The sequence below is a fragment of the Leptolyngbya sp. FACHB-671 genome (genome assembly GCF_014695745.1).
Lineage (GTDB): Bacteria > Cyanobacteriota > Cyanobacteriia > Elainellales > Elainellaceae > JAAUTN01.
Genome location: NZ_JACJOV010000045.1, coordinates 1 through 23,799, shown reverse-complemented (window position 1 = coordinate 23,799; position 23,799 = coordinate 1). Strand labels below are relative to the sequence as shown.

Here is a 23,799-nt window from a genome sequence, read left to right as displayed (position 1 = left end):
ACTAGTCAACATACTGATCAAAACAACGTTAGAAACTTTGTAGAAGTAACTTGCATAGACAAGGCGCTTAAGCTCCTTGTTTAAGCCATTGAATACGTTCAGGCAATCAACTTATTTCTACAAACTGCTTTACTCCATCTGTCCATTCCACTGGCTGACGCGGAATACCACAAATTCTGCAGGTCGTACTGGACGAACACCCACTTCGATATAGAGGCGACCTAACATCATTGTTTCTTCAGTGTTCAAGGTTTCATCGCACTTAACGTAAAACGCTTGCTCGGGAGAACTCCCAAACAACGCGCCTTCTCGCCACAGTCGTTCCAAGAAGTTGCTTACCGTACGACGAACTCGTGCCCACAAGTCCTGATCGTTGGGTTCAAAGACAACCCATTGTGTTCCCTCTTCGATCGATTTTTCGATGTAGCTCATTAAGCGCCGCACGTTGATGTAACGCCACTCTGTTTTTTCTTTTTCAACTAGCGTTCGCGCTCCCCAAACCTTGATCCCACGATTGGGAAAGTTGCGAATGCAGTTGATTCCCATTGGGTTAAGCAATTCCTGTTCGCGGAAGTTTACCTCATAAGACAATCCCAAAACACCACGAGGAGTTTCATTGGCGGGAGCTTTGTGAATGCCACGGGTTTCATCGTTTCTTGCCCACACTCCCATCATGTGACCGCAAGGTGGAACAAAAATAGACTTTCCTTCTTTGGCTGGATTCGCGACTTTAATCCAGGGATAGTAGAGGGCAGCAAACATCGATCGCCTGTTAATATTGTTAAGCCACTCTGCAACCTGCTGGGGATTTTTGATAGGGCGATCGCCCACAGGTGGCGGTGCATCTAAAACAACCATGCGGTTGGGTGGATTAGGAGCTGCATTTTCGCAAAGGCTAATCATTAAATCAACAAAATAGGCGAGTTTATCGTCATCCAATACAGGAGAACCATCAGGATTTTTCTCCTCGTAAAGGCGCATCAAATCAGGAAACGCCAGCATGTTGATATCATCTACCTCAAATGTTCCTTGAATTCCTGTCTGACGGTTGCGAACTCCAGTAGCATGGCGCACAATCCGTTCCGTTGTCGGCACAATAATAGGCGCACTAACTTCATACGTTCCATATGCGGGACGGAGTGAAAGCGGCAATCGTTGGCGTTGACTTTCAGGAATGATGTTAGTGATATCAATGTACTGCGATCGCGCTAGTGCAGTAGGCGCAAACCCTCCCATTGCTTTGACAGCAGGATCGCCTGAATCTGCTTCAATGACGGGTGCCTGAGGATTCATTGTTAAGTTGAAGTACTTTTCCAGTTCTTCGCTTTCCTGGCGGAAAATGGTTACATGAAAAAACTCACCTGGAAGCGGTGCTGGAGCATCAGAATCACCATTTTCGTCAAAGGGTGGCTCAGTTTCAGGCTTAGAGATGTTGACATATAGCCGTCCATCTTCAGCTTGCTCAGGCTTGAGGGAAAACTGCAAGGAGTTTGTCTTGCGCGTTGTTTTTATTTCCAGCGGTACTAGTTGGCGATCGCCTGATTCTAACGTTTCACTCGGTTTTGGCAGTTGGGTTCCTAGACTTACCACCCAGCAGCGTCCACCACCATTGAGGAACCAGCCTTGCACTGCAAACGGAAGATAGAATCTTTCTGGAGAAAATCCTGTTGAGCCCTCTTTACTGAAGTACCGCAAATACTGATCCCAGCTTGTCACCAACATTGGTTTGAACTGTTCAGCACCATTACGAATGGCTTCTGTAAATCCAACAAATCCACCCACGTTGGTTGGCACCCCCTCAATTGGGCGACTGCCGCGATCGACTTCCTCAACATAGACACCCGGAGCAAAATAATCGAGCCTCGCCATAGTGCTTAGACTTCCTTGTGTGAAGCGATGGTGTGCTGACGGACAAAATATAGATAGCGAACAGGACTAATTACCTAAGGCAAAACAAACTGCCCGATGCAAAACCAATTACCTCAGCAACTGCTTACTGAAATTATTCTCTGAATGATTCCCTGTAATTACTTCTGCGATTTTTGAGTGGGAGACACATCTCTCAGTCAAATCTCAGTCAAAAGACTACTGGATTATTTACAGATGGAAAATGACGTTGTATCTGAAATCAACAAAACCTGGAACACACAAGATTAGCGAAACCCAAGCAGTGACAGTTTTAGAATTCACAAGGACACACTTGTATCTTAATCTAAAGGGAACCTGTGGTATCTATTCTAAAATTAACCTTAAATATACGCAGCGATCGCCTGCTTACCAGGACATCTTTTACAGTAGTAGGGTAATTCTTAATCAATTGATACATCCTTTCGTTCTACTTCATTGCTTTCGCAGCGATGATCGCACAGAATTGCAAACAAATTCAGCATTTGTGCAACTCAAGCTTATAAGGGCCAGCAGTCGATGAGTAATTATTTGGCGATCGCAACGGTCACAGCTACACTGCAACGCATTTTGCAATCGGCGCTACAGATTGACGTTGCTGGGGCGAGAGTGACAACAGTTCGACCAGATGCGTCAGGCAGCGGCACGCCTGAAGTTGGGGTCAACGTTTTTATGTATCAAGTGCTGCCAAATCCAGCATGGCGAAATTCTGATTTACGCAATCGCCGCCCAAAAGGAGAGTTGAGCAAACAGGCGCAAGCAGGCATTGACCTTTATTATTTGATGACCTTTTATGGCAATGAGGTGGAGCTAGAACCGCAGCGATTGCTGGGCTGTACACTACGCACGTTAGTTGACCAGCCAATTCTCACGCCTACTATGCTGCGCGACACCATCAACAATCCCACCTTCAGCTATTTGGCTGGCTCGACGCTAGCAGAACAGGTTGAACAGGTGACTCTGGTGCCTACACCAATGAACACCGAAGAGTTGTCAAAAATCTGGTCGGTATTTTTTCAAACGCCTTACGTGCTGTCGTTTGCCTATCAAGGAAGCACCATTCTGATTGAAGGCAGCAAACCTGGAAAACGAGCATTGCCATTGCGGAGCAGCCAATTTTTTGTCACATCTAAACAGCCTGTGATTAAAGACATTGAGTCTGATGATGGAATAAATCAACCAATCGGACTTGACAGTACGGTTACGATTACAGGTAAACAACTCCGCAGCAGTCATCCCCGAATCTTGGCAAAGGTAAGAATTGGGGATGCTCAAATTACGCCTCAAGAGGTCAGCGATACACAGGTTAAAGTTGACCTGTCGCAGATTGCAGAATCAGAAAAACGTTTGTTGAGAGCCGGAGTACAAAGCCTGCAAGTTTTGCATCCACTGCCAACTCAAGTTGCGTCTGATTCTGATTTAACAACTGCTGATCTGGAACGAGCGGTCGGATCAAACGTGCTGCCTGTCGTTGTTTATCCCACCATAGTTGATGTTAGCTCAACGAATACACGAAGCAATGGTGATGAACTGTATTCTGCGATCGCTACCGTGCAAGTTGATGTAATGGTTGCTCCTGAACAACGAGCTTATTTGTTGTTAAACGAACGTGTCCTTCGCAATCCTGCTGCTTATGTATTTGGAGCGCGATCGCGTTCCGAAAGTCAGAATACGCTGACTTTCATCGTTCACGAAGTGAAAGCTGGAACCTATCTAGTCCGCGTTCAAATTGACAACGCTGAGAGTAAATTAGCAGTTGACCCGGATGGTGAAAGTCCAACGTTTGATCAGTACACTGAACCTACGATCGAAATTCGATCAACATAAGATTTAAATGCTATGACGTTTACCCTAGAAAATCAGCGAGAAAATGAGTTAGAAGCAAACCGTCATGACCTGATGAGTGCGATCGCTCATCTCCACAAGGTTTTAGAACAGCGGCTTGAAGCTACTGCAATTTCTTCTTGCCCTACGCTCGATCGGCTCTGCGCTCAATTTGGACTGTCTGAGTTTGAGCGAAACGTGCTGCTGCTGTGTGCAGCAATGGAACTGGATGTGAGTTTTGCCAACCTTTGTGCTGAAATCCAGGGCGATCGACAAGCTTATCCCACTTTCAATCTGGCAATGACAGTGTTTGCAGAACCGCATTGGGGTGCAGTGCTGCCCGATCATCCATTGCGGCACTGGAGGTTCATTGAGGTGGGTGCAGGTCAAACGCTAATGTTGAGTCCGCTACGAATTGATGAGCGAATTTTGCACTACTTAGTTGGACTACACTCGCTCGATGAACGATTGAAAGGCATGATTCAACCTGTGATGACCTGTGATGACCTTGTGCCGTCTCATCAACAGATTGCAGAGCAACTGGTTCGCGTTTGGTCACAGCGGAGCGCTTCTCCAATCGTTCAGATTTGGGGAAGCGACGGCATGAGCCAGCAGGCGATCGCTGCTGCCGCTTGTCGTCTTGCCGGATGGAGTCTCTACACGCTGCCTGCTCAAGCGATTCCTACCTCCATTAACGACCTCAGTAAGCTGCTGCTGCTGTGGGAGCGAGAAGCAATGTTGCATCCGAGTGCACTGCTGTTGGATTGTAGCGCGATCGACACGACTGATACTAACCGATCCCAAGCAATCGCCTACTGGATTGACACGACCAACACTTCACTAATCATCATCAGCCGAGAACGTCAGCAAATTCAGCAACGCCCTTTCATTACCGTTGAAGTCCATCCTCCCACTAAATCTGAACAGCGCACTCTCTGGCAGCAAACTCTAGGCTCAGCCGCTCCAAACCTCAATGGGCATATCGAAAAACTCGTCACTCAATTCACACTAAACCCGCTCACCATCCGCACCGTCTGCACCGAAGCCCTTACCTCATCTCCATCCTCCTCATTTCCCCTACCATCCTCATCCTCCCCTTCTCCTGCTCCCTTCCCTCAACTCTGGGATTCCTGCCGCGCTCAAGCACGTCCCCGACTGGATGATTTGGCGCAACGAATTGACGCGATCGCCAGTTGGGATGACCTCGTGCTACCCGAGAAAGAAAAGCAGGTGTTGCAGAGCGTCGCGGCCCATGTGCGACAGCGAGAAACGGTTTATGAAACCTGGGGATTTGCCAGCAAAAGCGGACGGGGATTGGGGATCAGTGCGCTATTTGCGGGAGCTAGCGGCACAGGAAAAACGATGTCGGCAGAAGTGCTAGCGCTAGAGTTGCAATTAGATTTGTATCGCATCGACCTTAGTTCAGTGGTCAGCAAATACATTGGTGAAACTGAAAAGAACTTGCGAAAGGTGTTTGATGCTGCCGAAGCAGGCACAACGATTTTGCTGTTCGATGAAGCCGATGCTTTATTTGGTAAACGCAGTGAGGTGAAAGATTCCCACGATCGCTACGCCAACATGGAGGTGAGTTATCTGCTGCAACGTATGGAAGCGTATCGAGGACTGGCAATCTTAACCACCAACTTGAAAGATGCGATCGACCCTGCTTTCTTACGTCGCCTGCGATTTATCGTCAAGTTTCCCTTTCCCGATTTGGCACAGCGTGAAGACATCTGGCGACGCATTTTTCCGCCGCAAATTCCGCTGGCAAACCTTGATTTTGCAAAACTTGCTCGCTTGAATGTCTCTGGCGGAAACATCCGCAACATTGCCCTCAACGCCGCATTTTTAGCAGCCGATGCTGAAGAACCTGTCAGCATGAAACACCTGCTGGAGGCATCTCGAAGCGAATATATCAAGCTAGAACGATCGCTCACGGATGCTGAAGTTAAAGGCTGGGTATGACATCACAACAAAACTCAAGTCAGCATGTCTTGATACTGACGCATCATTCCAAGACAACCGTGCCACACTAGTGGCAATAGCTAAATTTAGGCTTGGAGGGGCAGTGGATTATGGCTGATCAAAAGCAAGCTCGGATGCGATCGCACGTCCAACGCAAAACGTCTACCACGCCTCCTCCTGCCCACAGCAGCTTTTTCTGGCAACGCCCCTTCACAGACCAGCTTCATCAAGCATCTGACTCACCTCAATCAGAGCCAACCTCAACCGTTGCCCTAAAACCCACAACTTCTGCCCTCAGTCGAGTCAACTTTGACAGCGATCGCCCAGCATCGGAACAGCATCGTCCTCTCCCCATCCAACCTAAACTCACCGTCGGCGCACCTAACGACCAATACGAACAAGAAGCCGATCGCGTTGCTGAGCAGGTGATGAGTATGCCGGATACAGCTATCCAGCAACCCATCCAACGAGAAGCAGTCCCCGACGAAGAAGAACTTCAAACCAAACCAATCGCCGCATCCATCACACCTCTCGTCCAACGGGAGGCAATCCCCGAAGAAGAGGAACTCCAAACCAAATCATTAGGCAATTCTTCTATCCAACGTGAGGAAATGCCTGAAGAAGAAGAATTGCAGATGAAGGCGATCGCACCTTCCATTCAACGCGAGGAGATGCCTGAAGAAGAGGAAGTGCAAACAAAGGCGATTACAAATACTCTACAACGCGAAGAACTTCCCGAAGAAGAGGAAATTCAGACTAAATCTCTAAGTAACTCCTTACAACGGGAGGAAATGCCCGAAGAAGAGGAGGTACAAACTAAACCAGCGCTACAGCGATCGCCTGATGGTAGTTTACGAGCAGATAGTTCAATCGAGAGTCGGTTGAATAGCAGCAAGGGTGGGGGGAGTCCTTTACCGGAAGAGGTGCGATCGTTCATGGAGCCGCGCTTTGGTGCTGATTTTAGTCAGGTGCGGGTGCATACAGGCAGCGAAGCGGTGCAGATGAGTCAAGCGATCGGCGCTCAAGCCTTCACACACGGCAACGACATCTACTTCGGAGCCGGAAAATCTCCCGCAAATTCTGACTTGACGGCCCATGAATTAACTCATGTAGTGCAGCAAACCAATGAGAACCCAAGCAGTCTAAGATTTAAAATTCAAAGAGAGATTTCGACTCCCATACCCTGGGACTCAGAAGAACATCCTCAAGCTCAAAAGGATGGTTCTGTTAATTTACAGGTAGCACAAGTTAGGGTGACTATAAAACCAGATAAAAAGAGTAAAAACAAAAAAATGAAAGGTGCCCATACTACTTTTAACCTGACGTGGAAAGCTCCTACTCCAAAAAATCAGCAAGGCAAGGTAGTGAGCATCAGTTCTGCACCGTTGGTCAACATGACTATCCAAACTACCTATGGTCCTCAAGCAGACCCATACGAGCAATCTGCGTATGGTAAAGGCACGACTGAGCAAGATATTGCCGATGGCAATACAACTCTTAAGTATCACGAGGGTAGTCATGGAACAGACTATATGGAATATCTACGACAAAATCCCTTGCCAAGCTTTACAGGTCAGGAAGATATGACTATTAAAGAATATATGGATGCTGTCAAACAATTTAACCAGAATATGAGGGATTACAATACTCAAATTCAGGAATACAGTAAACAACAAACCGACTGTGTTGGTACACCATCAGGAGAGTGCAAGTAGGGCAATTGTTTTTTATATTAGCCCTGTTGTTTTTTATATTAGTTCTGTCGTCATCTTCGCTCTAGGCACTCTAAGAGCGATCGCTCTCCCGTAGGATGCGTTGCGACGCACCCTACTCACCAACGCCACAACTCGGTGGTTCAATTTCTTTACCGTCTGCTCCCCAATCTGCGGCATACATCCCTACTGCAATGAATCGTCGAGACTGGAAAACTGCCATTCTTGAGGAACCCAACACAGCCCATGCGCCACCGAATTGCAATGAATGTAATCACAGTGCCGAGTAAAATTTGCTTCATCCCGAATTAGATGTTCCCAAAAGCGTTGTTGCCAATTGCGTTTCCCCCGCTTTTGTCGAGAGGCTGAAACACCTGAAGGCAAATCAAAACGATCGCCACATTGCCGCGTGACAGAGCCTTTGATCAGCCGCAACCGAGTTGAATAATCGCTGTCTCCTGTCGATAACGTCAAAAGACAGTGAAAGTGATCGGGCAGCAGCATGAAGGCATGGATCGCATCCTGAAAGCTGTGATTGTTCGACCGCTTTGTAAGAAGATAGGAGCGATCGCGGCTATGTTTGAGAGATGCGATCGAGCTATGACTGCTGGGGGCGATCGCCAGCTAAATCTTCGCTTTCCAATACCACGCCATTTTTCCAAAGCTCATACTCGCTAATATCAATGTCTTCGTTCCACGCGATCCCATAACCACCTGGCTCCACTTTAAAGTTCTTAAAAAAAGCAGGTTGTTGAAGCGGAACGAACATTAGAACCTTTAAAAGGGGACGAATATCGTATTTCTTAATCTCCTGATTCGTAAACTCAACCACTAGAGTTACGTCGTCGATCGCCCTAGCTTTTTTGATTCGAGGACACTTGTTACTCATAAACCTGTATTTACTTCAAAGGAGGTAATTTACGAAACTCTTGGGTATTCCACATTTGTAGCAAATCTTGCTGATAGAGCGTTGCCCACTCCAAAACTAATTTTTGTGCCCGGCTTGGTAAATCTCCTTCAATCATCTCAAGTGACTCAATACTGACTAACGCATTGTACTCACCATAGATTGCATGAAAATGAGGCGGCGGATGATCACCAAAGAAAACCTTGATCACAATTCCGTAGAACCGTGCAACCTCTGGCATAACAGCATTCAATAAGCAACGAACTCCTGTATTTTATCAAAATGTAAAAAGATGATCGCACTGCGATCGCCATCTTGTAGGGTGCGTCGTGACTCACCTACAACTGAGACATAGATCAATTTCTTCTCTTACTAAAGATATTCTTTACCCTCAAAAGGAAGCGGTTAAAATATTGAAATAAGGGGAAGGGCGATCGCACCTAATTCAACTGTGGCGGTAGCTCAAAGGGTGGTAACCCATTCGGATCAGATGGAACTGCGAGTGGATTGGGAGATGGTGCATCAGGGGTAGGTTGAGCCGAGTCAGATTGAGTCTGTGGTGGTGGAGTTGCTTCCATGACTGAAATCTCAGCCGTTCGCGTGACCTGTTCACCAGACTCATTAGTAACTTGTAGGGTAATAATCTGCTGACCTGGAACACTAATCGGAGAAGTGATGCTGCCCGAATTAAGAACAGACCCAGGAGCCGGGAGCAATTGAGCCTCACCATCTATAACTGACCAGTTCACGCTAAGCTCAATAGGACCTCTAGCAGGGTTAATAACGTACACCTGCCTGGGATTTTCTAAGACATTCTGACCGTTAATCAGAAAAGTGATGATTTCGGGTGGACGGGCTTGAATCTTGATGCTGGGTGTTATTGCCGCAATTTCGGGGACAGTCTGGGCAGGTTGCGATGTAGAAGCTGACGAGACAGGTGGCAAGAGCGGCACAACAACCAGCTTAAAGCGATATTCACCTACAGCTTCGATATTTGTAGGCAGATTTCGACAAACTAAGTTGGTAGCGATCGCACAATATTGCCTCAGTTCCGTTGGGACACCATCATTAACCGAATAGCGTCTGAGTTCGCGATCGACCGAACCATCAGGAGCAAGATTCACCAGCCGCAGTTCCTTAATCTGCTGAGGATTCGCAATTTCCCAATTCAGTTGAATTGGACCTAGTTTGGGGCGAGGGGAACTGTCTGGATTAGTTGAGGGAGAGAGAGGTGGACCTACTTCTTCATAGGTCGGTTGAGTCGAGAAGAAACTAACGACAACAGGTTCGGGCTCTGGCGGCAGAATGCGAATGGTGTCCGTAGTGAGTGTTGCAATAGGTTGTTCAGGGTTTTGAGCAGAGGAAGAAGCGGGCGATCGCCGTCCGAACCAACGCTGCCAGCGGCTTTGTGGTGCTGCGGGTGTGACTAAAGCCTCAGGGTTTGCAAAGACCTCAATTCTAAAAACAGAATCACCGCTTTGACTAGCCGAAGTAATGATTCTCTGGCATCTTAAAGTTGTGTCAAGCTCATCTAGAGACGGAGTTTGGGAGTCAGAGGATGGAGAGGGGGAAGGTTCGGGAGAGGATTGCTGAGGGATTTCTGAGAGCAAAACCTCTTCGCAAAAATTGTTTTCCTTAAGCTCACCATTTGGATAATTTTGTCGTTGTGCGATCGATGGAAGCTTATCGCAATCAATACTACCTTCCGTTGCACGACGTTGCCGTAGTTCTGTAGAAATGCGACAAAATGCACCTTTATCGGGCAAAAAGCTATAGCTTTTTCGATTAATCTCCACATTCTCTTGCAGCTGAACGATCGTCACTTTTTGCACTCGATTGAGATATGAAATTTCCCAATCAAGGCGGACTGGAGTATTTTTACCTTCTTGATAGGCGGGTTCTGCTGCATCAAGGCGGACTGGAGTATTTTTACCTTCTTGATAGGCGGGTTCTGCTGCTTTAAAGCTGATGACTTGGGGTAAAGGAGGCACAGCAGGGGCAGGGGCTGTCCAAAATAGGAAACGCCAGATTATGTAAGCGATCGCCCCTAACAGCCCTAACGCCAACAGCGCCAATAGAAGCAAGTGCTGCCAAGGGCGAGCTTGCCAAACAATTGTGCCCTCTGGCGAAGCAGGCAAAGCAAGCGGCTCTGCTTCTAGTTCAGGCGCTTCCGGTTCAGCATTCTTTAGATCAACTGTAAATGGGAATTGCAGTCCTTTTCCCCAAAAGGGCCGTCGCCACCTCTTTTCAGGTCTGGCAACTAACGTGATATAGCTGGTTTGCCCTCGATCAAGGGTGAGTTTTGGTAAGTCGAATGTGTAGGCAAATAACTTTTCTTGATCCCAGGCTTGCAGCCGCAGCTCACGAACGATGTTTCCCTGATTGACTAACTTAATCTCAAAGGTTTTTGGCTCCTCTGGAATGCGGCGAACCGCAGGAAACATACTGATTTCCAGGTTGACATTCGGCAGAATCTCTAAATACAAAACATCCAGCAGCACTAGATTTTCTGTGACACTAGAGGTAAGGCGAATCGTTGGTTGATAATAGCCTGCTGGCATATACTCAGGTGCACACAAGGACGCTTGAATTGCACCCACCTGCCCAGGCAGTAATTCTAACCCATCTGTTTCAACAGTTTGCTGGACAGGATTAGAAGAGGATTGGAAATATTTGGGTTGGAATGTCCACTGGGACTCTAAATCTGGACAGAGCAGTTTAAAGCGATCGACCCGTTTTGATCGATTTTCAACCTGCATTGTGAAATTGAACGGCTGTCCTGCCTGTAGCTTGTGGGGACCAGTGGGACTTGTAGCAGGTTGAGTGGTAAATCTGGGTGTATTGTCAAATGTGGTGCTCTGGTCAGACGGTAGAACCTGTAATTGTTGAGGACGAGTTAATTGTTTTGCTGGATACTCATTAGTAGTCTCAATACAAACGTCATAGTTATATGTGCCAGGACTGGCTTGCAGAGGAATTTCAAACGTTAGAGTAACTGTGATCGAATCCTCTCCTTTTAGAACTACTGTGGGTGGTACACTGATTTTGCACCAGCGCTGTAAGGGCAGAGAAAAACTATTGGTTGGATTAATCCAGACAGAAATTTCAACACTTTGTTCTGCTGCATTGGTGATTTTGATCTGCCGATCAATCGTTGCTCCGCGTGAAACTGAGCTGTTTTCAGAAAAATCTTCTAAGCGCAGGAGGTTACTAGTTATCTGCATTAGTCTTTCTTACGCTAAATAGGCTGACATGGTGCTGATCGTCTCCTGTCACCACTCGAATCTGATTGTTCACTACTTGAACATCGATGCTGTTAATCTTGGCGCTACTCCTAAGGTTTGGCAAATGCCAACGGTCAAGGTTTCTTGCTTCTTCTTTGATCCTTTCTGGGGAGAGCGATCGCAATTGTGACACAGGCGGCCACAACATCACCCGTCCATCATCTCCACCGCTGGCTAAGTACTCGCCCGTTTGATCAAACGCAACCGCACGAACAGCTTGTCTTCTGTCATTGCTTTGCCACTGGTTAACTATTAGTTCTGTCGCCGGTAATTCTGTCGTTGAGCACCTAAGCTTGTAAACAACGTTTGGCTCGTCACCTAATACATCTCTAATCTTGACAAGTTTTCCATCTGAAATACAACTTCTGATTTTATTCAAATCCCATAAAGTGATAAATCCATTTGTATCAGCCGTTACTAAAAGATTTTGTTGATCTGCGATCGCTAGGCTCTCAATATAGTCTTGTTGTCCAACGATGGGCTGTGGCTGCAACTGCTCCGGATATTTGTACTGCAACTCATACAGATTATGGTTCTGCCAATCCCAAAAAGAGAGCTTGTTATAGCGCTCTCCGATCACAACTAAATTGGGCAATGAACTTTGACTTTGACTGACTGCTACAGCAGAGACAGGAAATTTGACATAAGCAGAATTCTTGCGTGTTGTTTCACCATTGGGTTCGAGCTGCCACTGGCGCACAAATCCGCTGCTATGCCCACTGTAAAGGTAGCCAGAATCTTCACTAAAATCTAGCCCGAACACTCGATCGTTGGGTTGAAGCGTTTTAGGATTCGGCTGTGCCTGCTTTTGAGCAACATTCCAAAGCTTAAGGTCTCCGTTTGCGAGTCCAGCGGCAATGCGTCCATCTCGCTGAGGTTGCTGTCGCACAATTCGCACTGCGCCACCTGCTTCTGTAGTAAATGGGGATCGATCGCCTTTCAGGTAAACGGTTTTGAGTAGAGGCATTTCGCTGACTTGCCACCGTCGAATGGTGCGATCGCCAGAGCCACTAATTACAGTGTTTCCATTTTCAATTAAGCGCACCGAGTTGACAGGCTGCCTGTGAGATGGTGAATGAAGTAGGAGCATTAGTCCCAAAAATATTGCCAAGAGAAACGCTATCACTAGCTGTAACAACAGTGGCACGCTTGGTTTAACAATGAGTTCAAACGCTTGCACATTAGGGTCAGGATAGATTGAATCTGAGGCGTTTGAATTACTGCCCAGCTTTGGATAAACGTGAAACAACAGTCGGCGATTGAGTCCAAGCAACGGGCGCTGTCTATGTGCTGTTAACGTGACAGGTTTGATTTCGTTAGATTCTCCAGGCTGTAGTGTGATCGGATCAGAAATTTTTAAGCGACATTGCTTCTGCTCCAACGGTGGAATTTGCAGTTGAATGTGCTGCGGTAAGTTGCTTCTGTTCTCAAACTGCAATTCATAGATCGCGGCATTGACATATTTTTTCGCTCGCTTGTTTCGCCGTTGATGAGAAGGAATAGTTTGTTGAGGCGTTGGGCAACTCCATTCCACAACACCCCAAGGCAAAATTTCTAAAGTTCCCTTCTTAAGGGTGACATAGGAACTTGTGTCAGATTGCGCCTCGATTCTAAAGGGGTAGGGTTGGCTGAAGGCAGCAGCACTTGCAGGAATTTGACAGCGAAAGCTAGTCTCGGCTGAACCACCTGCATTCACAGGCACGATTTGTTCAACTCCATCAAACCAAGATGGATGGAACCTTATTGGTGTATCAGAAGATGGGGTTATATTCTCGGCTTCTCCTGATTCAACAAACGCTAAACGAATATTGGTGTATTTTGGGCTTAAGTTGTAAACCAATACTGGAATTTCGATCGCATCCCCAGGCGTAGCTTTGAATTCCTTTATAGGTAAGTAGATCTTATAAGGCTGTGGAGGTTTACTAATTTCTAGTTTGAGTTTTTGTTCAACCGACAATTGCTCAGATTCAACCGAAAAAACTTTAAGCGTTAAATCAATTGTAGTGCCGTATGCAGGAATTGGAGCTTTAACGATCTTGACTGTAAATTTGGTAATTTGTCCCGGTGGTTTTTTGGCTCCAACTTGTGGCTCTAATCGATACCAGCGCAATCCTGAATCTACGTCTAATCCTACTGCCAATAGTTCTACTTGAAAGCTTACAAACTGCTTACTGTTGTTTGTTACAAAAACATTAAACTCGCGATCCGGATTAACGTCGTCAAGCTCTGATACATCATCATCGTCCTGTGGAACAAACCGGAGATATTTTTGACTCACCTCCACCTTGACTAACTCCGCCATACTCAAAAACACCCTTGTTAATCACAAATCGTTAACGGTTATTTTTAGTGATGCGATCGCAATTCATTGACTGCAATTTACTGAGATAACTGCATTAGCTGCTGCCGTCGCCAAGCAAAATTTAGGATATTAATTCCCAGTTCTTGAGCAGTGCGAATCTCATGACGAGCAAAGTTCAAGTTCTCATTTAAGCCCCACGCTCTAGACAATTCACCTGCCACTAAAACGACACCATTTCCTGCCCATAGCTGCATCGGCTGTTGAGATATCGGGAGCGCTGAGAAGAGAAAAGGTTGAGTTTTGAGAATTCGCAGTGAGGGGTTTTGGCCGAAATTTTTCCAGGAATGCAGAGAAGGCTGTAGCTGTTGCAGAGTTGATTGCACGTGATCTAGATTCACACTGCGATCGCTAACCTCAACTAAAACAGTACTTCCTGCTTCTAACCCGCGACGAAGCAACTCTAGCGCTCCAATGTTAAAGTTCAAAAGTTGCCATCCAGTGAGGTAGAGCAAGTCAAAAGGTAGAAGAGGCGATCGCAGCTGAGGAAGTTCAACAGGAATTCCTTGTAGAGACGGGTAAAGCGCTTCTAAGGATTGCAATAGGTAGAGCAGGTCAGAGATGCGATTGCCAAATTCACTATCACCATCTTGCAGAACGGCAACCTGGACTAATCCCTGTGGTTTTGCTTGTGCTTGGTTACGATAGCGAAAATCAAGTTCATTGGCTTCGGGGACAAAGGCATTTTTGGCAGCCTTGAAAGCCACAGTTTCTGGTTGAAGCTTGATGCGACATAACTCAATTTGACGATCACTTGGCGGCTTGGTCGTTTCATCTAGGCGAAACTGCTCTTGGATAGTTGCTGCCTCTTGCTGATAAGGAGGATTATCCGGTTCAACGTAGCTAATCAGCAGATAAACCGTTACTGATCCTGTTGAAGGAGACTCTGTTGCAACCCGATAAGTGAGCGGGCAATCGACAATAATTGGATTGCCTTCCATATCAATCGCGATACCGGGCTGAACTTCTAACCAGCGGCGATCGCGAAACCGTTCAGGCGCAGTATCCGGTGGGCTGATCTGCTTAACCCCTAAGCCACAAACAACTCCGGGCTGGTGGAGCGACTGATAATGAACATTTTGGCGACGACGATGATACTGCTCAGCTAATAGCCAGCGGTCAGCATTCATCATCAGCCCGTCATAGACGTGAAGACGAGTGAGGGGATCGATAGATGGCGTAGGAAAAACCCGATCAATCACAAGTGCGCCTCCCTGAAAGGCTACTATTTCTGTAAAGCTAAACCGAGTTAACCAATCAAACCCACAGGAACCTAGCCTGAATCAACTAAATTCAATCGTTGCCACTCAAAAATTTGCAGTTCTATTAAATCTGATCGTTCAAGGGAACACAGTTGAGAGAAATTTGAGTCCCGCAAGAAGAAAAGTCTACTTGCACATAGTGACCTAATGTAGGATTATGCGTTTAGAAACTCTAAGTTGATCAAATTATTAGAAAGTCTTCATAATTGTTAGACTTGATTAGAGATAAAGGATTTAAGCCTGGAAATTTTTGTGTAACGCAGCTCAACCACGCCACACAAATTTTCGGATAAAAGTTCATTGCGTTAGTTCTTCAATTACAACTACCCTGCGTCCCGTCGGGCATCGTTGCACCACAAAAATTGGTGTTATCTTGTCTGGTTCTAGTCAAGTTTGCTCCTCTAAGGTTGGCGTTGCTGAGATTAGCTCTACTCAGGTCTGCATTGGTCAGGTTGGCATTGCTGAGGTCAACATTTTGGAGATTTACTCCACTAAAATTTGCCCAACTCAAGATCGCGTTTGAGAGATTAATCCCTCGGAAATCTCGAACAGAAATCTGCCTGAAATCATGACAACTTAAATTACTGCCGCTCAGATTGGTATTGATTAAAATTGCATCACTCAAACTCGTTTCGGTGAGACAAACTTCTGCTAAACTTGCATTTCTCAGACTTGCTGCTGCCAAATCAACGCTAGCGTTGACATTGCCCAGATTTACACCAGTTAAGTTAGCGTTGCTAAAGTCAGTTCCACGCAACGTTGTAGCCCGCAAATCTGCCTGGCTCAGATTGGCATCCCGAAAGTTAGCATTCTGTAAGTTTGATCTGCTCAAATTGACGTGACTAAGGTTCGTTTGATTCAGAATTGCGTCTATCAAGGTTGTTTCACTTAGATTGGCATAGCTGAGGTTAGCAAGCGATAAATTGGCTTCTCGAAGGGTTGCAGAACTTAAATTGAGATAGCTAAGGTTGGCATTGCTTAAATCTGCTTTAGTGAGATTAGCTCCTTCTAGGCTGAGATAGCTGAGATTTGCGCTACTCAAATTAGCAGCAGTTAGATCAGCACGGCTGAGATTAAGTTCTGCCCCAACTTGGTTGAGAATCTGCCACACTAAACGCCATTTAGGATCGATCGCCGCTCCGTCAATCTGCGTTTCTCTCAAATCAGCTCCTGCTAGCACTGCATTGCTCAAATCTGCACCTCGTAAATCAGCTCGTCTCAAGTCAGCATTCGTGAGATTTGCTTCACTCAAGTAAGCATCGCTTAAATCAGCCCCACTCAAGTTTGCGCCCTGCAAATTTGCTCCACTCAAATTTGCCGATCTAAGATAAGCTTCAGTTAAATTCGCTTCTTGTAAATTACAGTTAAGGCATTCTCTGGTTTCTCGTAACTGCTGAATATCCTCGTCTGTGTCCGCGATTGCCTGCTCTATTTGCATTCCGCTCAAAGTAGCGATCGCTATCAAGCCGATACTTGTGAGTCTTTTCATCCTGCACCCACCTTCCTTCAGGCTGTGACTAAGTTTGTCAAATCTTTATCAAGCTGAGTAAGCCAATGATTTTCTCTAGTAGCGTAACAGGTTCATTTGCAAGACAGTTCCTAATTGGGTTAGGAACAACTACTGCAATTCTAGAAGCTGTTGTTCCCCAATTCGCTCTTGGAACCAATAATACTCATGCTACATCTCGCGTAGAGATTACTCTATTAGCTCAAGCTAACTCCCCTCGGTTTGAGGTGGAGGACATTGAATTTTGGACAGACCAATGCCAAGTTTTGGCTCAGCAGCAATCCTACGCAGATGCTATTACTGCTTGCGAACAAGCCATTGCCTTGGAGCCTCGTGAAGACAATTTAGAGCTTTGGAGCGCCCGCAGTGAAGCGTTATTTCAGCTACAACGATTTCCAGAAGCGATCGCTTCATACAATCGAGTGTTAATGGTTGCACCTAATAATTCATTTGCCCTAGCGCAACAATGCGCAGCATATAGACAGTTAGGGCAGTATGAAATGGCGATCGATGCCTGTGAACAAGCGTTGAGCCTAAATGGAGATTGGGGAACCGAATCACCTACAAGTGCTTGGTATCAGAGAGGACTTGCACAGAGAACATTAGGGCAGCTACCAGAAGCATTAACATCATTCGATCGCGCCCAGCAAATCAATCCTGAAAATACTTTAGTACTTGCAGAACGATGCAGCCTGCTGATTGAATTGCAGCAAACGACTAATATCCAATCTAGTGCAAGCGATCGCTGCAACTCTGCTACTGCAATTAGGCTCTATGAAAGCGTACTGGCTGCTAATCCAACTAATGTAGATGCATGGTTACAGCAGGGTATTACCTTAGAGCAATTAGGACAGTATGAACGAGCATTAACCTCTTACAACAGAGTCGTTGCAATCAACCCTGATGCGTCAGTTGCGTTGGCTCATCAATGTGCAATGCTCAATCAGGTTCGTCAATATCAAGCTGCTCTAACTGCTTGTGAGAATGCATTACAAGGCGACGGCATTTGGCAGGAAACCAGCCCTGCTTTTGTTTGGAGTCAGCAAAGCCGCGCCCTCATTGGCTTGGAACAGTACGAAGCAGCAATCGCTGCTGCTGAACGAGCGATCGCGCTTGATGCTAGTAATGGCGAAGCATGGGATCATAAAGCTATCAGCCTATGGCAGCTAAATCGATACCTAGACGCAAAAACCGCATCTCAGCAGGCAATCACAACTAATCCTCACTCTGCTCAGTCCTGGTTTAATCGTGGACGGATTCTCAGTTCTCTTTCTGACGATCAGGAGGCAGTTCAAGCTTATTGCCAAGCGGTGATTCTAACTGGACCGCAAAACAACACTCGACCGGAACATAACACACCAGATGATGCTAATCCTGAATCAAGAATTCAGCAACAGTGTCGATCAATTTGGAACTGTTCAACAGAGAAGCAAAGCACAATCAATTGTCAAATCATTACTGGCATTGATTCCTCCGACAACGTCTTCCGCGCCAGCATTCGGGCAAATTTAGCGGCTGCCTTTCTCAACACAAACCAAAATTCTTCTGCGTTAACATCTGCTCAATCTGCAACAGAGTTCGATCCGGAGTCCTTTGCAGGTTGGTATAACCAGGGTTTGGCTCTGTTTAGGTTGAGTGAGTACTGTGAAGCAATTACTACTTACGAAAATGCAAATCGTCTCAGCCCTAACAACATCTATGTTTTGACTGCAATGGGTGCAGCACTCGCTGGAGAAGGGAGAACTGAAGAAGCGATCGCTGCCTTTCAGTCGGCTCTCAATCTTTCTCCAGACTTTCCTGCTGCTTCAAACGGATTGAGTGATGTGTACAGTAATACGTCTAATGTGGCGTTTCTCGATCGGATGAGGTACATCTGCAAGTCCAAAAGACATGTGAGTCAAGCGTTTTGTTGTACCTCACGTGAGTAGGAACCGCTATAGTATTACAGTTATAGATTTAGGATTGAGACTGTTTGCGGTAGTGATGATGTCGAGCCATTGCTTGATGCACCCTGCGCCAGTAAGACCAGTGCAAAATGAATTGGAGGTGACCAAGCCTTCGGAAACAAAAGCCGCCACAACCACCGCTGCATTTCCCACAGGCTCAACTTGATGCGAGTCCTCTGCGTTCTTTGAACACAGCCAGAGAACCCGTTCGAGTCAAAGGGGGGGTAGAATCAGAGCCTTCTATCCTCGGTTCCACTTGAGCCCGCAACACACTCAAAAATACGGCGTTGCTGAAAGGGTAATGAATCAAGCGGGTAAAGGAATAGTTCAATACTTCAAGTAATGAAGGAGCAAACGCAGTAGGGATTGGGGAGGAGAGTGGCAATGCTCACTATGGACATGGTTGGGTGATTGACCAAGCCTATGAGCGCGATGCCTCTGGCACACGGGTACCTGCTCGCGTTGGGCATGGCGGACGAATTGATAGCTTCACTAGCAGCATTGCCAGATACCCCACTAAGCAGATGGTGGTCATTGTTCTCAGCAATCTGGAAACGGCTCCAGTTGCCCAAATCAGCCATGACCTAGCTGCAATCTTGTTTGGCAGAGAGTATAAATTGCCCCAGAAACGTCAAGCGATCACTCCTAATCCCGCAATTTATGAAACCTATGTCGGAGATTACGAACTTGCTCCTGGGATCATTTTGTCAGTAACGACTGAATCTCAACGGATTTTTGCTCAATTGACGGGACAGAACCAGGTTGAGATTTTTCCAGAATCGGCAACTCAATTCTCTCTGAAAGTAGTCGATGCTCAACTAACATTTGTGGTGGAAGAAACAGGTAAAGCAGCGCGTGTCATTCTGCATCAAGGTGGACGAGACCAGACAGCAATCAGGGTTACTGCTGAAGAAGGATTCTCGCAAAGTTAGTAGCTGTTTGCTTGCTGTGACAAGGTGTTGTAGAAGAATGCTTTATATTTTTGGGGGGCTTGCAGGAACAGGAAAATCTACGCTTTCGCAATCCCTCACTCGCAATCGGCAATGGTTTCATCTGCGAATTGATACCGTCGAGCAGGCACTCCGCCAGAGTAGAAGCCTGATCACTGGCGTAGAAGGTTATGCCATTGCCTACAGTCTCACTGAGGATAATCTTCGTTTGGGGTTGAGTGTTGTCGCTGATTCCGTCAACCCTTTACCAATTACCCGTACTGCTTGGCGCGAAGTCGCTCAGCGTGCTGGCGTTCCGTTTATTAGACTTGTTGTGAAATAAGGGTTGAGAATGGGCAGCACAGATTCCCCTGGTAATCAAATAATTTAAGCAACCATGAGGTAGAAGTTCCATAACCCACAAGCAGTTAACATCAATCGGTCATCAAAATCAGTGACACGATTCCTATAAACCTCGCTGACGGCTCTGTAACGCTTCACTCCAGCAAAAGCGTTTTCACAGCGTACTCGCCTGCTGCTCCGCTCTCGGTTCTGTTGTTTTTGCAGCTCACTGAGTTCTTTCCCTTTCGGCTTTTTGTGAGGGATTTCGATATCGACAAACTCATTTTGCAGACCTTGGAACCCCAAATCCACTTGAATGGGAATCTCATCTGGAATGCCTTCAACCAGTGTTTCCTCATCGAGCAACCGCTTGTCATGCACCTTGCCTTCTCTAGCTTGGCTCAATCCAATCACTCGTTTGGTTTCATCGACTACCCCTAAATGCTTGCGGGTATTGCGCTTCTTTTTGCCCGAGTAAGTCAACTTCTGTTTTGCGCGGTCTTTAGGGCGAGCAATCGGTCGCTCGGTGCCATCGATCATGACTTCTTTGACTTCTGGGTAACGCACGAGAAACTGCTCAATCGTCTCTAGTTTGCGTTCCGGTAAAGTCATTTTTTGTCCCAGAGCAGCTTCTAATATCGCTTGTAAGTGATGCATCCAACGGTTTGCTTGGAAGCGGTCAAAGTCAAATAAGAAGCCTGCGACATCGCAGGTGGGATAGCATTTGAAATAAAACAGGATGTAGAACAACTTCTCCTGGTCGCTCGATAACTGAGCCTTCTTGCCTCCTCCAGGTGCCCGTTGCCGGGGCTTTGCCAGCTTCGCGGTTTGCAGGGCTGCTGCAAAGGCGACTAACAGTTCATCAAAGGCTTTGCGGTTCAATCCTGTCAATGCCCTCATCAACCGGTCGTTATTCAGCGCACGATGAATATCCAGCATTACTTCTTCATGCTAAGCAAACTGCTATCATTGTCGCTTATTTCGCAACAAGTCTATTGACATTAAAGTCATCTGCTCGGATCGTTCAGAACATCAACGTCGGGTCGAAACCCGTTCCACAAATATTCCTGGGTTAAGGCTTCCCACCTGGAATGAGGTCGTCAACCGGGATTATGAACAGTGGGATACAGAGCATATTGTGATTGATACAGCCGGTCAAACGATAAAGCAAAGTATAGCTGCTCTTCAACAAGCTTTAGCCCTTACACTCTAAATTTAGATATGCTGAGGATAGGAGGACAACGGTTTTCTTCTTCTATGCGAAGGCAACAAATATGCCAGTGTCCATCAACAAATAACTGCGTTATCAGTGAAAAACTTTGGAGCAAAAGAATCGGTAGAACGACTTACCTATCCGTTGTTCGAGGAATTTGGCGAGAGAATAAGGGAGTTGAAACCAGAGTACATTCTTGATGGTCGTCGCACCACAACACTTGAGGCGTTCTGCAACGAAGTTGGACAAGTTTTGCTGGCAGGGCAGCCCTGGGATGGGAACCTCGATGGCTTCCATGCTGTACTTCGTGGCGATTACGGATACTTACCTGAAGCGTTCCGATTAGTGTGGCGAGAGGTAGATTATGCGAGAGCGGCTTTAGGCTATGACGAGACCGTTCGTCAACTGCTGCAACAGTTACGGGACTGCCCTCCGACTGCATTAATTAAAACCGCTTGGGCACTACGAGCAGCCCTGAGAAGACAGGGACCCACGGTTTTTGACTGGTTGGTGGAAGCGATAAACCGTTATTCAAGTATAGAGCTAGTGCTGGTCGAAACAACGGATGATGTTGAGTAGCTACCGCTTGTGAGCGGTGCGAAGCGGTTCCCCCTACGGGGTAATCGCGCCTAATCAATCCATTGCTGTTGATACAAATACTCCAGTACTCGTTGAGTGGCTGGAGCACATTGGTCTAAATCCGTGTACCCCAGCCACGCAATCGCTTCAATTTCAGAGTTTGCCATGATTTCACCCGTGTGGTCTGCCCCAAAGCAGCGCATCGTCACCTGAGTTGGTTCTGTGTAGCCATGAGCGACTTCCTGCACGACCGTCACCTCTGCTAGGGTTTCAGCGATCATGCTGAGATTAAGTTCCTCCCGAACCTCTCGGCGCAATGCTTCCCAGTCAGACTCACCCTTCTCCCGCTTTCCCCCAGGTAGATAGAAGACATCCTTGCCCTTTGTCTGGGTACACAAAACCTGCTTGTCCCTGATGCAAATCCAGGCGACAACATCAATAAACGTGCTGTTCATTGCTAATACTTAGAATTTCAGCTTTGATAAAATATCACGCGATCGCCTTCAAAGAATGGAGCCTCCCTCGTTTGGAACTTTGACCATATTCATCCTCGATCGAAAGGCGAAAGTACTTCTTTGTGAAAAGGACGAGCCACGATCGCTGCATTACAGATGAACAATCTAGCCATAGTAGCTGCTCTGGTCCCGTTAGGTTATCAGTGGACTTGTCTAACAGTCAGGGAGCCTCAAAAAACTGTGCCTTTTGGGGCTAATACCGCTAACGCAATTTCAAGGTTTCAGGCAGCCCTTCCCTAGACATCAGATGCACCCGTTATAAGTGGCTGGCATCCCTCTACAACTTAGTGAAAGTTTTTTGAGAAGAATTATCCAGATTCTGCTGATCTCTAATATCATTGGTACAAATCTACTACTTATCGGGGGATAGAAGGAATTATGGACCTGCCTGAAGCCAATGAGCATTCTGATCAGCAAGAAGATAGCGATTTTTCTTTAATCTACGATGATGAGGATTTTGATGCTGGGGAACCTCCAATTGCTGATGAGATAGAAGAAGTGGTGACAGGTAAGCTAGAGGTTACGTTTCAACCTTCTGAAGAGTCGATCACTTGCTATGGCGCACCAAAAGACGATGAAGCAATCGAGTTTCTGGACCGTCGGTACGCTTTGGAAGATGAAGTCCTTCTTGAAAACGGAGAAAAAGTTACGCTCCAGTTGAATGATGAGCAGAAACTCAAACGTGAGGTCATTCGCAGTCTATTAGAAGCACGGCATAATCGAAAGCTGTTTAGTGAAAGGCTTGAAGAAGGAAGAAAAAAGTTAAATCTCAAATCCACTCGCCAAGTACGACGCATCTTTAAAGCCTGGGTTAATTCAGGAACTGCTTCATTATTCAAGAAAGCCACAAGCGATGGCAATGTTAAACCTCGTCGAGGCGAATATTGGTACAACCTGAGCCTCAAAATTTACAAGGATGGAAATAAGGGCGACAGCGTAATGTTCCGTACCCAGGTTGCCAGTCGTATTGAAGACCAAATCTATGAGTACATGAAACTGGAGTTGTCGGATGAAACTGCCAGATTGGAGGCAGCAGGCTTTTCTAGAGAAGCACTGGATCTGAAACTGTCAAGGTTAATTAAAGAGCGTCAAGAGGTTTGTAACGAGCAAAGGTGTGAGATTCAGAAAGAAATCTCTGCCTTAAAAACTAAGATTTCTGAGTTACGGAAGCGGAAGCTAGATACAAAGGCAGTTCACAAGCGTATCAAAGACCTTAAGGAACAGAAGCAGTCGATTGTAGCGTTTGAGTTTTGGCGAGAATACGGTCAACCCCCCAGTACCAGAACTGTCGAAATTTGGTTGAAGCCAATTGAAGAGAGGAATAATCAAGCGAAAAATAGCCGTAGTCCTGGATGGCATGGCGATACCTTAATTCTCAGAACTCGTGACGGAGAATACATTTCGGTTACTCGTAGCAATCAAGTTTGGCAAATTGACCATCAGGACTTACGCAGATGTACTAAATGTGGTGGTCAGCTTAGCCCAATTTCATAGCAAGAGTGGGTGATTTGAGTTGCCCAATCAAATAGTGGGATAACAGTCTGCTCTTG

At 46.4% G+C, this 23,799-nt stretch carries 18 protein-coding genes; 8 read left to right on the top strand and 10 right to left on the bottom strand.

Annotation, left to right across the window (positions count from 1 at the left end; all coding sequences use genetic code 11):
- Positions 1 to 129: 129 nt before the first annotated feature.
- Positions 130 to 1,869: a phage tail sheath family protein gene (locus tag H6F93_RS02790; RefSeq protein WP_190679062.1), complete on the bottom strand. Its 1,740-nt coding sequence runs from the start codon at positions 1,867 to 1,869 to the stop codon at positions 130 to 132.
- Positions 1,870 to 2,424: 555 nt separating this feature from the next.
- Here H6F93_RS02790 and H6F93_RS02785 point away from each other — a divergent pair.
- The 3 genes from H6F93_RS02785 (at position 2,425) to H6F93_RS02775 (ending at position 7,409) form a co-directional block, all read left to right on the top strand.
- Positions 2,425 to 3,732 (top strand): Pvc16 family protein, encoded by a 1,308-nt coding sequence (locus H6F93_RS02785; protein WP_190679061.1) that lies wholly within the window; start codon positions 2,425 to 2,427, stop codon positions 3,730 to 3,732.
- 12 nt (positions 3,733 to 3,744) lie between these two features.
- The gene (locus tag H6F93_RS02780; protein WP_190679059.1) at positions 3,745 to 5,694 is read left to right on the top strand and encodes an ATP-binding protein; all 1,950 of its coding nucleotides are present in this window, start codon (positions 3,745 to 3,747) and stop codon (positions 5,692 to 5,694) included.
- A 110-nt stretch (positions 5,695 to 5,804) separates the two neighbouring features.
- Positions 5,805 to 7,409: an eCIS core domain-containing protein gene (locus H6F93_RS02775; protein WP_199313445.1), complete on the top strand. Its 1,605-nt coding sequence runs from the start codon at positions 5,805 to 5,807 to the stop codon at positions 7,407 to 7,409.
- A 183-nt stretch (positions 7,410 to 7,592) separates the two neighbouring features.
- On the opposite strand, the gene H6F93_RS02765 is transcribed toward H6F93_RS02775, so the two are convergent.
- The 7 genes from H6F93_RS02765 to H6F93_RS02735 all read right to left on the bottom strand — a co-directional run bounded on the left by H6F93_RS02765 (position 7,593) and on the right by H6F93_RS02735 (position 16,707).
- Positions 7,593 to 8,000: an REP-associated tyrosine transposase gene (locus tag H6F93_RS02765; RefSeq protein ID WP_524537884.1), complete on the bottom strand. Its 408-nt coding sequence runs from the start codon at positions 7,998 to 8,000 to the stop codon at positions 7,593 to 7,595.
- Between the two features lie 4 nt (positions 8,001 to 8,004).
- The gene (locus H6F93_RS02760; protein WP_190679052.1) at positions 8,005 to 8,295 is read right to left on the bottom strand and encodes a DUF2442 domain-containing protein; all 291 of its coding nucleotides are present in this window, start codon (positions 8,293 to 8,295) and stop codon (positions 8,005 to 8,007) included.
- 10 nt (positions 8,296 to 8,305) lie between these two features.
- A complete protein-coding gene (locus H6F93_RS02755) occupies positions 8,306 to 8,554 on the bottom strand; it encodes a DUF4160 domain-containing protein (protein ID WP_190679050.1) in 249 nt (82 codons plus the stop codon).
- A 199-nt stretch (positions 8,555 to 8,753) separates the two neighbouring features.
- Positions 8,754 to 11,537, bottom strand: coding sequence for a COG1470 family protein (locus H6F93_RS02750; RefSeq protein WP_190679048.1), 2,784 nt, complete (start codon positions 11,535 to 11,537; stop codon positions 8,754 to 8,756).
- On the bottom strand, positions 11,524 to 13,899 hold the full coding sequence (locus tag H6F93_RS02745) for a hypothetical protein (protein ID WP_190679046.1): 2,376 nt from the start codon (positions 13,897 to 13,899) through the stop codon (positions 11,524 to 11,526). Before H6F93_RS02745 ends, H6F93_RS02750 begins: the two co-directional genes overlap by 14 nt.
- Before the next feature lie 77 nt (positions 13,900 to 13,976).
- Positions 13,977 to 15,158, bottom strand: coding sequence for a hypothetical protein (locus H6F93_RS02740; protein WP_190679044.1), 1,182 nt, complete (start codon positions 15,156 to 15,158; stop codon positions 13,977 to 13,979).
- A 373-nt stretch (positions 15,159 to 15,531) separates the two neighbouring features.
- On the bottom strand, positions 15,532 to 16,707 hold the full coding sequence (locus H6F93_RS02735) for a pentapeptide repeat-containing protein (RefSeq protein WP_190679042.1): 1,176 nt from the start codon (positions 16,705 to 16,707) through the stop codon (positions 15,532 to 15,534).
- Between the two features lie 65 nt (positions 16,708 to 16,772).
- Here H6F93_RS02735 and H6F93_RS02730 point away from each other — a divergent pair, with 65 nt between their 5' ends.
- The 3 genes from H6F93_RS02730 (at position 16,773) to H6F93_RS02720 (ending at position 19,943) form a co-directional block, all read left to right on the top strand.
- Complete coding sequence (locus H6F93_RS02730) at positions 16,773 to 18,653, top strand: tetratricopeptide repeat protein (protein ID WP_190679040.1); 1,881 nt, start codon at positions 16,773 to 16,775, stop codon at positions 18,651 to 18,653.
- Positions 18,654 to 19,078: 425 nt separating this feature from the next.
- Positions 19,079 to 19,603, top strand: a complete 525-nt coding sequence (locus H6F93_RS02725) for a DUF3471 domain-containing protein (protein ID WP_190679038.1) — start codon at positions 19,079 to 19,081, stop codon at positions 19,601 to 19,603.
- Positions 19,604 to 19,640: 37 nt separating this feature from the next.
- The gene (locus H6F93_RS02720; RefSeq protein ID WP_190679036.1) at positions 19,641 to 19,943 is read left to right on the top strand and encodes a P-loop nucleotide/nucleoside kinase family protein; all 303 of its coding nucleotides are present in this window, start codon (positions 19,641 to 19,643) and stop codon (positions 19,941 to 19,943) included.
- A gap of 44 nt (positions 19,944 to 19,987) precedes the next feature.
- Here the strand turns inward: H6F93_RS02720 and H6F93_RS02715 are convergent, their stop codons facing one another.
- On the bottom strand, positions 19,988 to 20,881 hold the full coding sequence (locus tag H6F93_RS02715) for a transposase family protein (RefSeq protein ID WP_190679033.1): 894 nt from the start codon (positions 20,879 to 20,881) through the stop codon (positions 19,988 to 19,990).
- A gap of 370 nt (positions 20,882 to 21,251) precedes the next feature.
- On the opposite strand from H6F93_RS02715, the gene H6F93_RS02710 reads away from it, so the two are divergent.
- Positions 21,252 to 21,734: a barstar family protein gene (locus H6F93_RS02710; RefSeq protein ID WP_190679025.1), complete on the top strand. Its 483-nt coding sequence runs from the start codon at positions 21,252 to 21,254 to the stop codon at positions 21,732 to 21,734.
- Between the two features lie 50 nt (positions 21,735 to 21,784).
- Here H6F93_RS02710 and H6F93_RS02705 read toward each other — a convergent pair whose 3' ends face one another.
- Positions 21,785 to 22,189, bottom strand: a complete 405-nt coding sequence (locus H6F93_RS02705; protein ID WP_190679023.1) for an NUDIX hydrolase — start codon at positions 22,187 to 22,189, stop codon at positions 21,785 to 21,787.
- 438 nt (positions 22,190 to 22,627) lie between these two features.
- Here H6F93_RS02705 and H6F93_RS02700 point away from each other — a divergent pair, with 438 nt between their 5' ends.
- Positions 22,628 to 23,743, top strand: a complete 1,116-nt coding sequence (locus H6F93_RS02700) for a hypothetical protein (protein ID WP_190679021.1) — start codon at positions 22,628 to 22,630, stop codon at positions 23,741 to 23,743.
- The last annotated feature ends 56 nt before the right edge of the window (positions 23,744 to 23,799 follow it).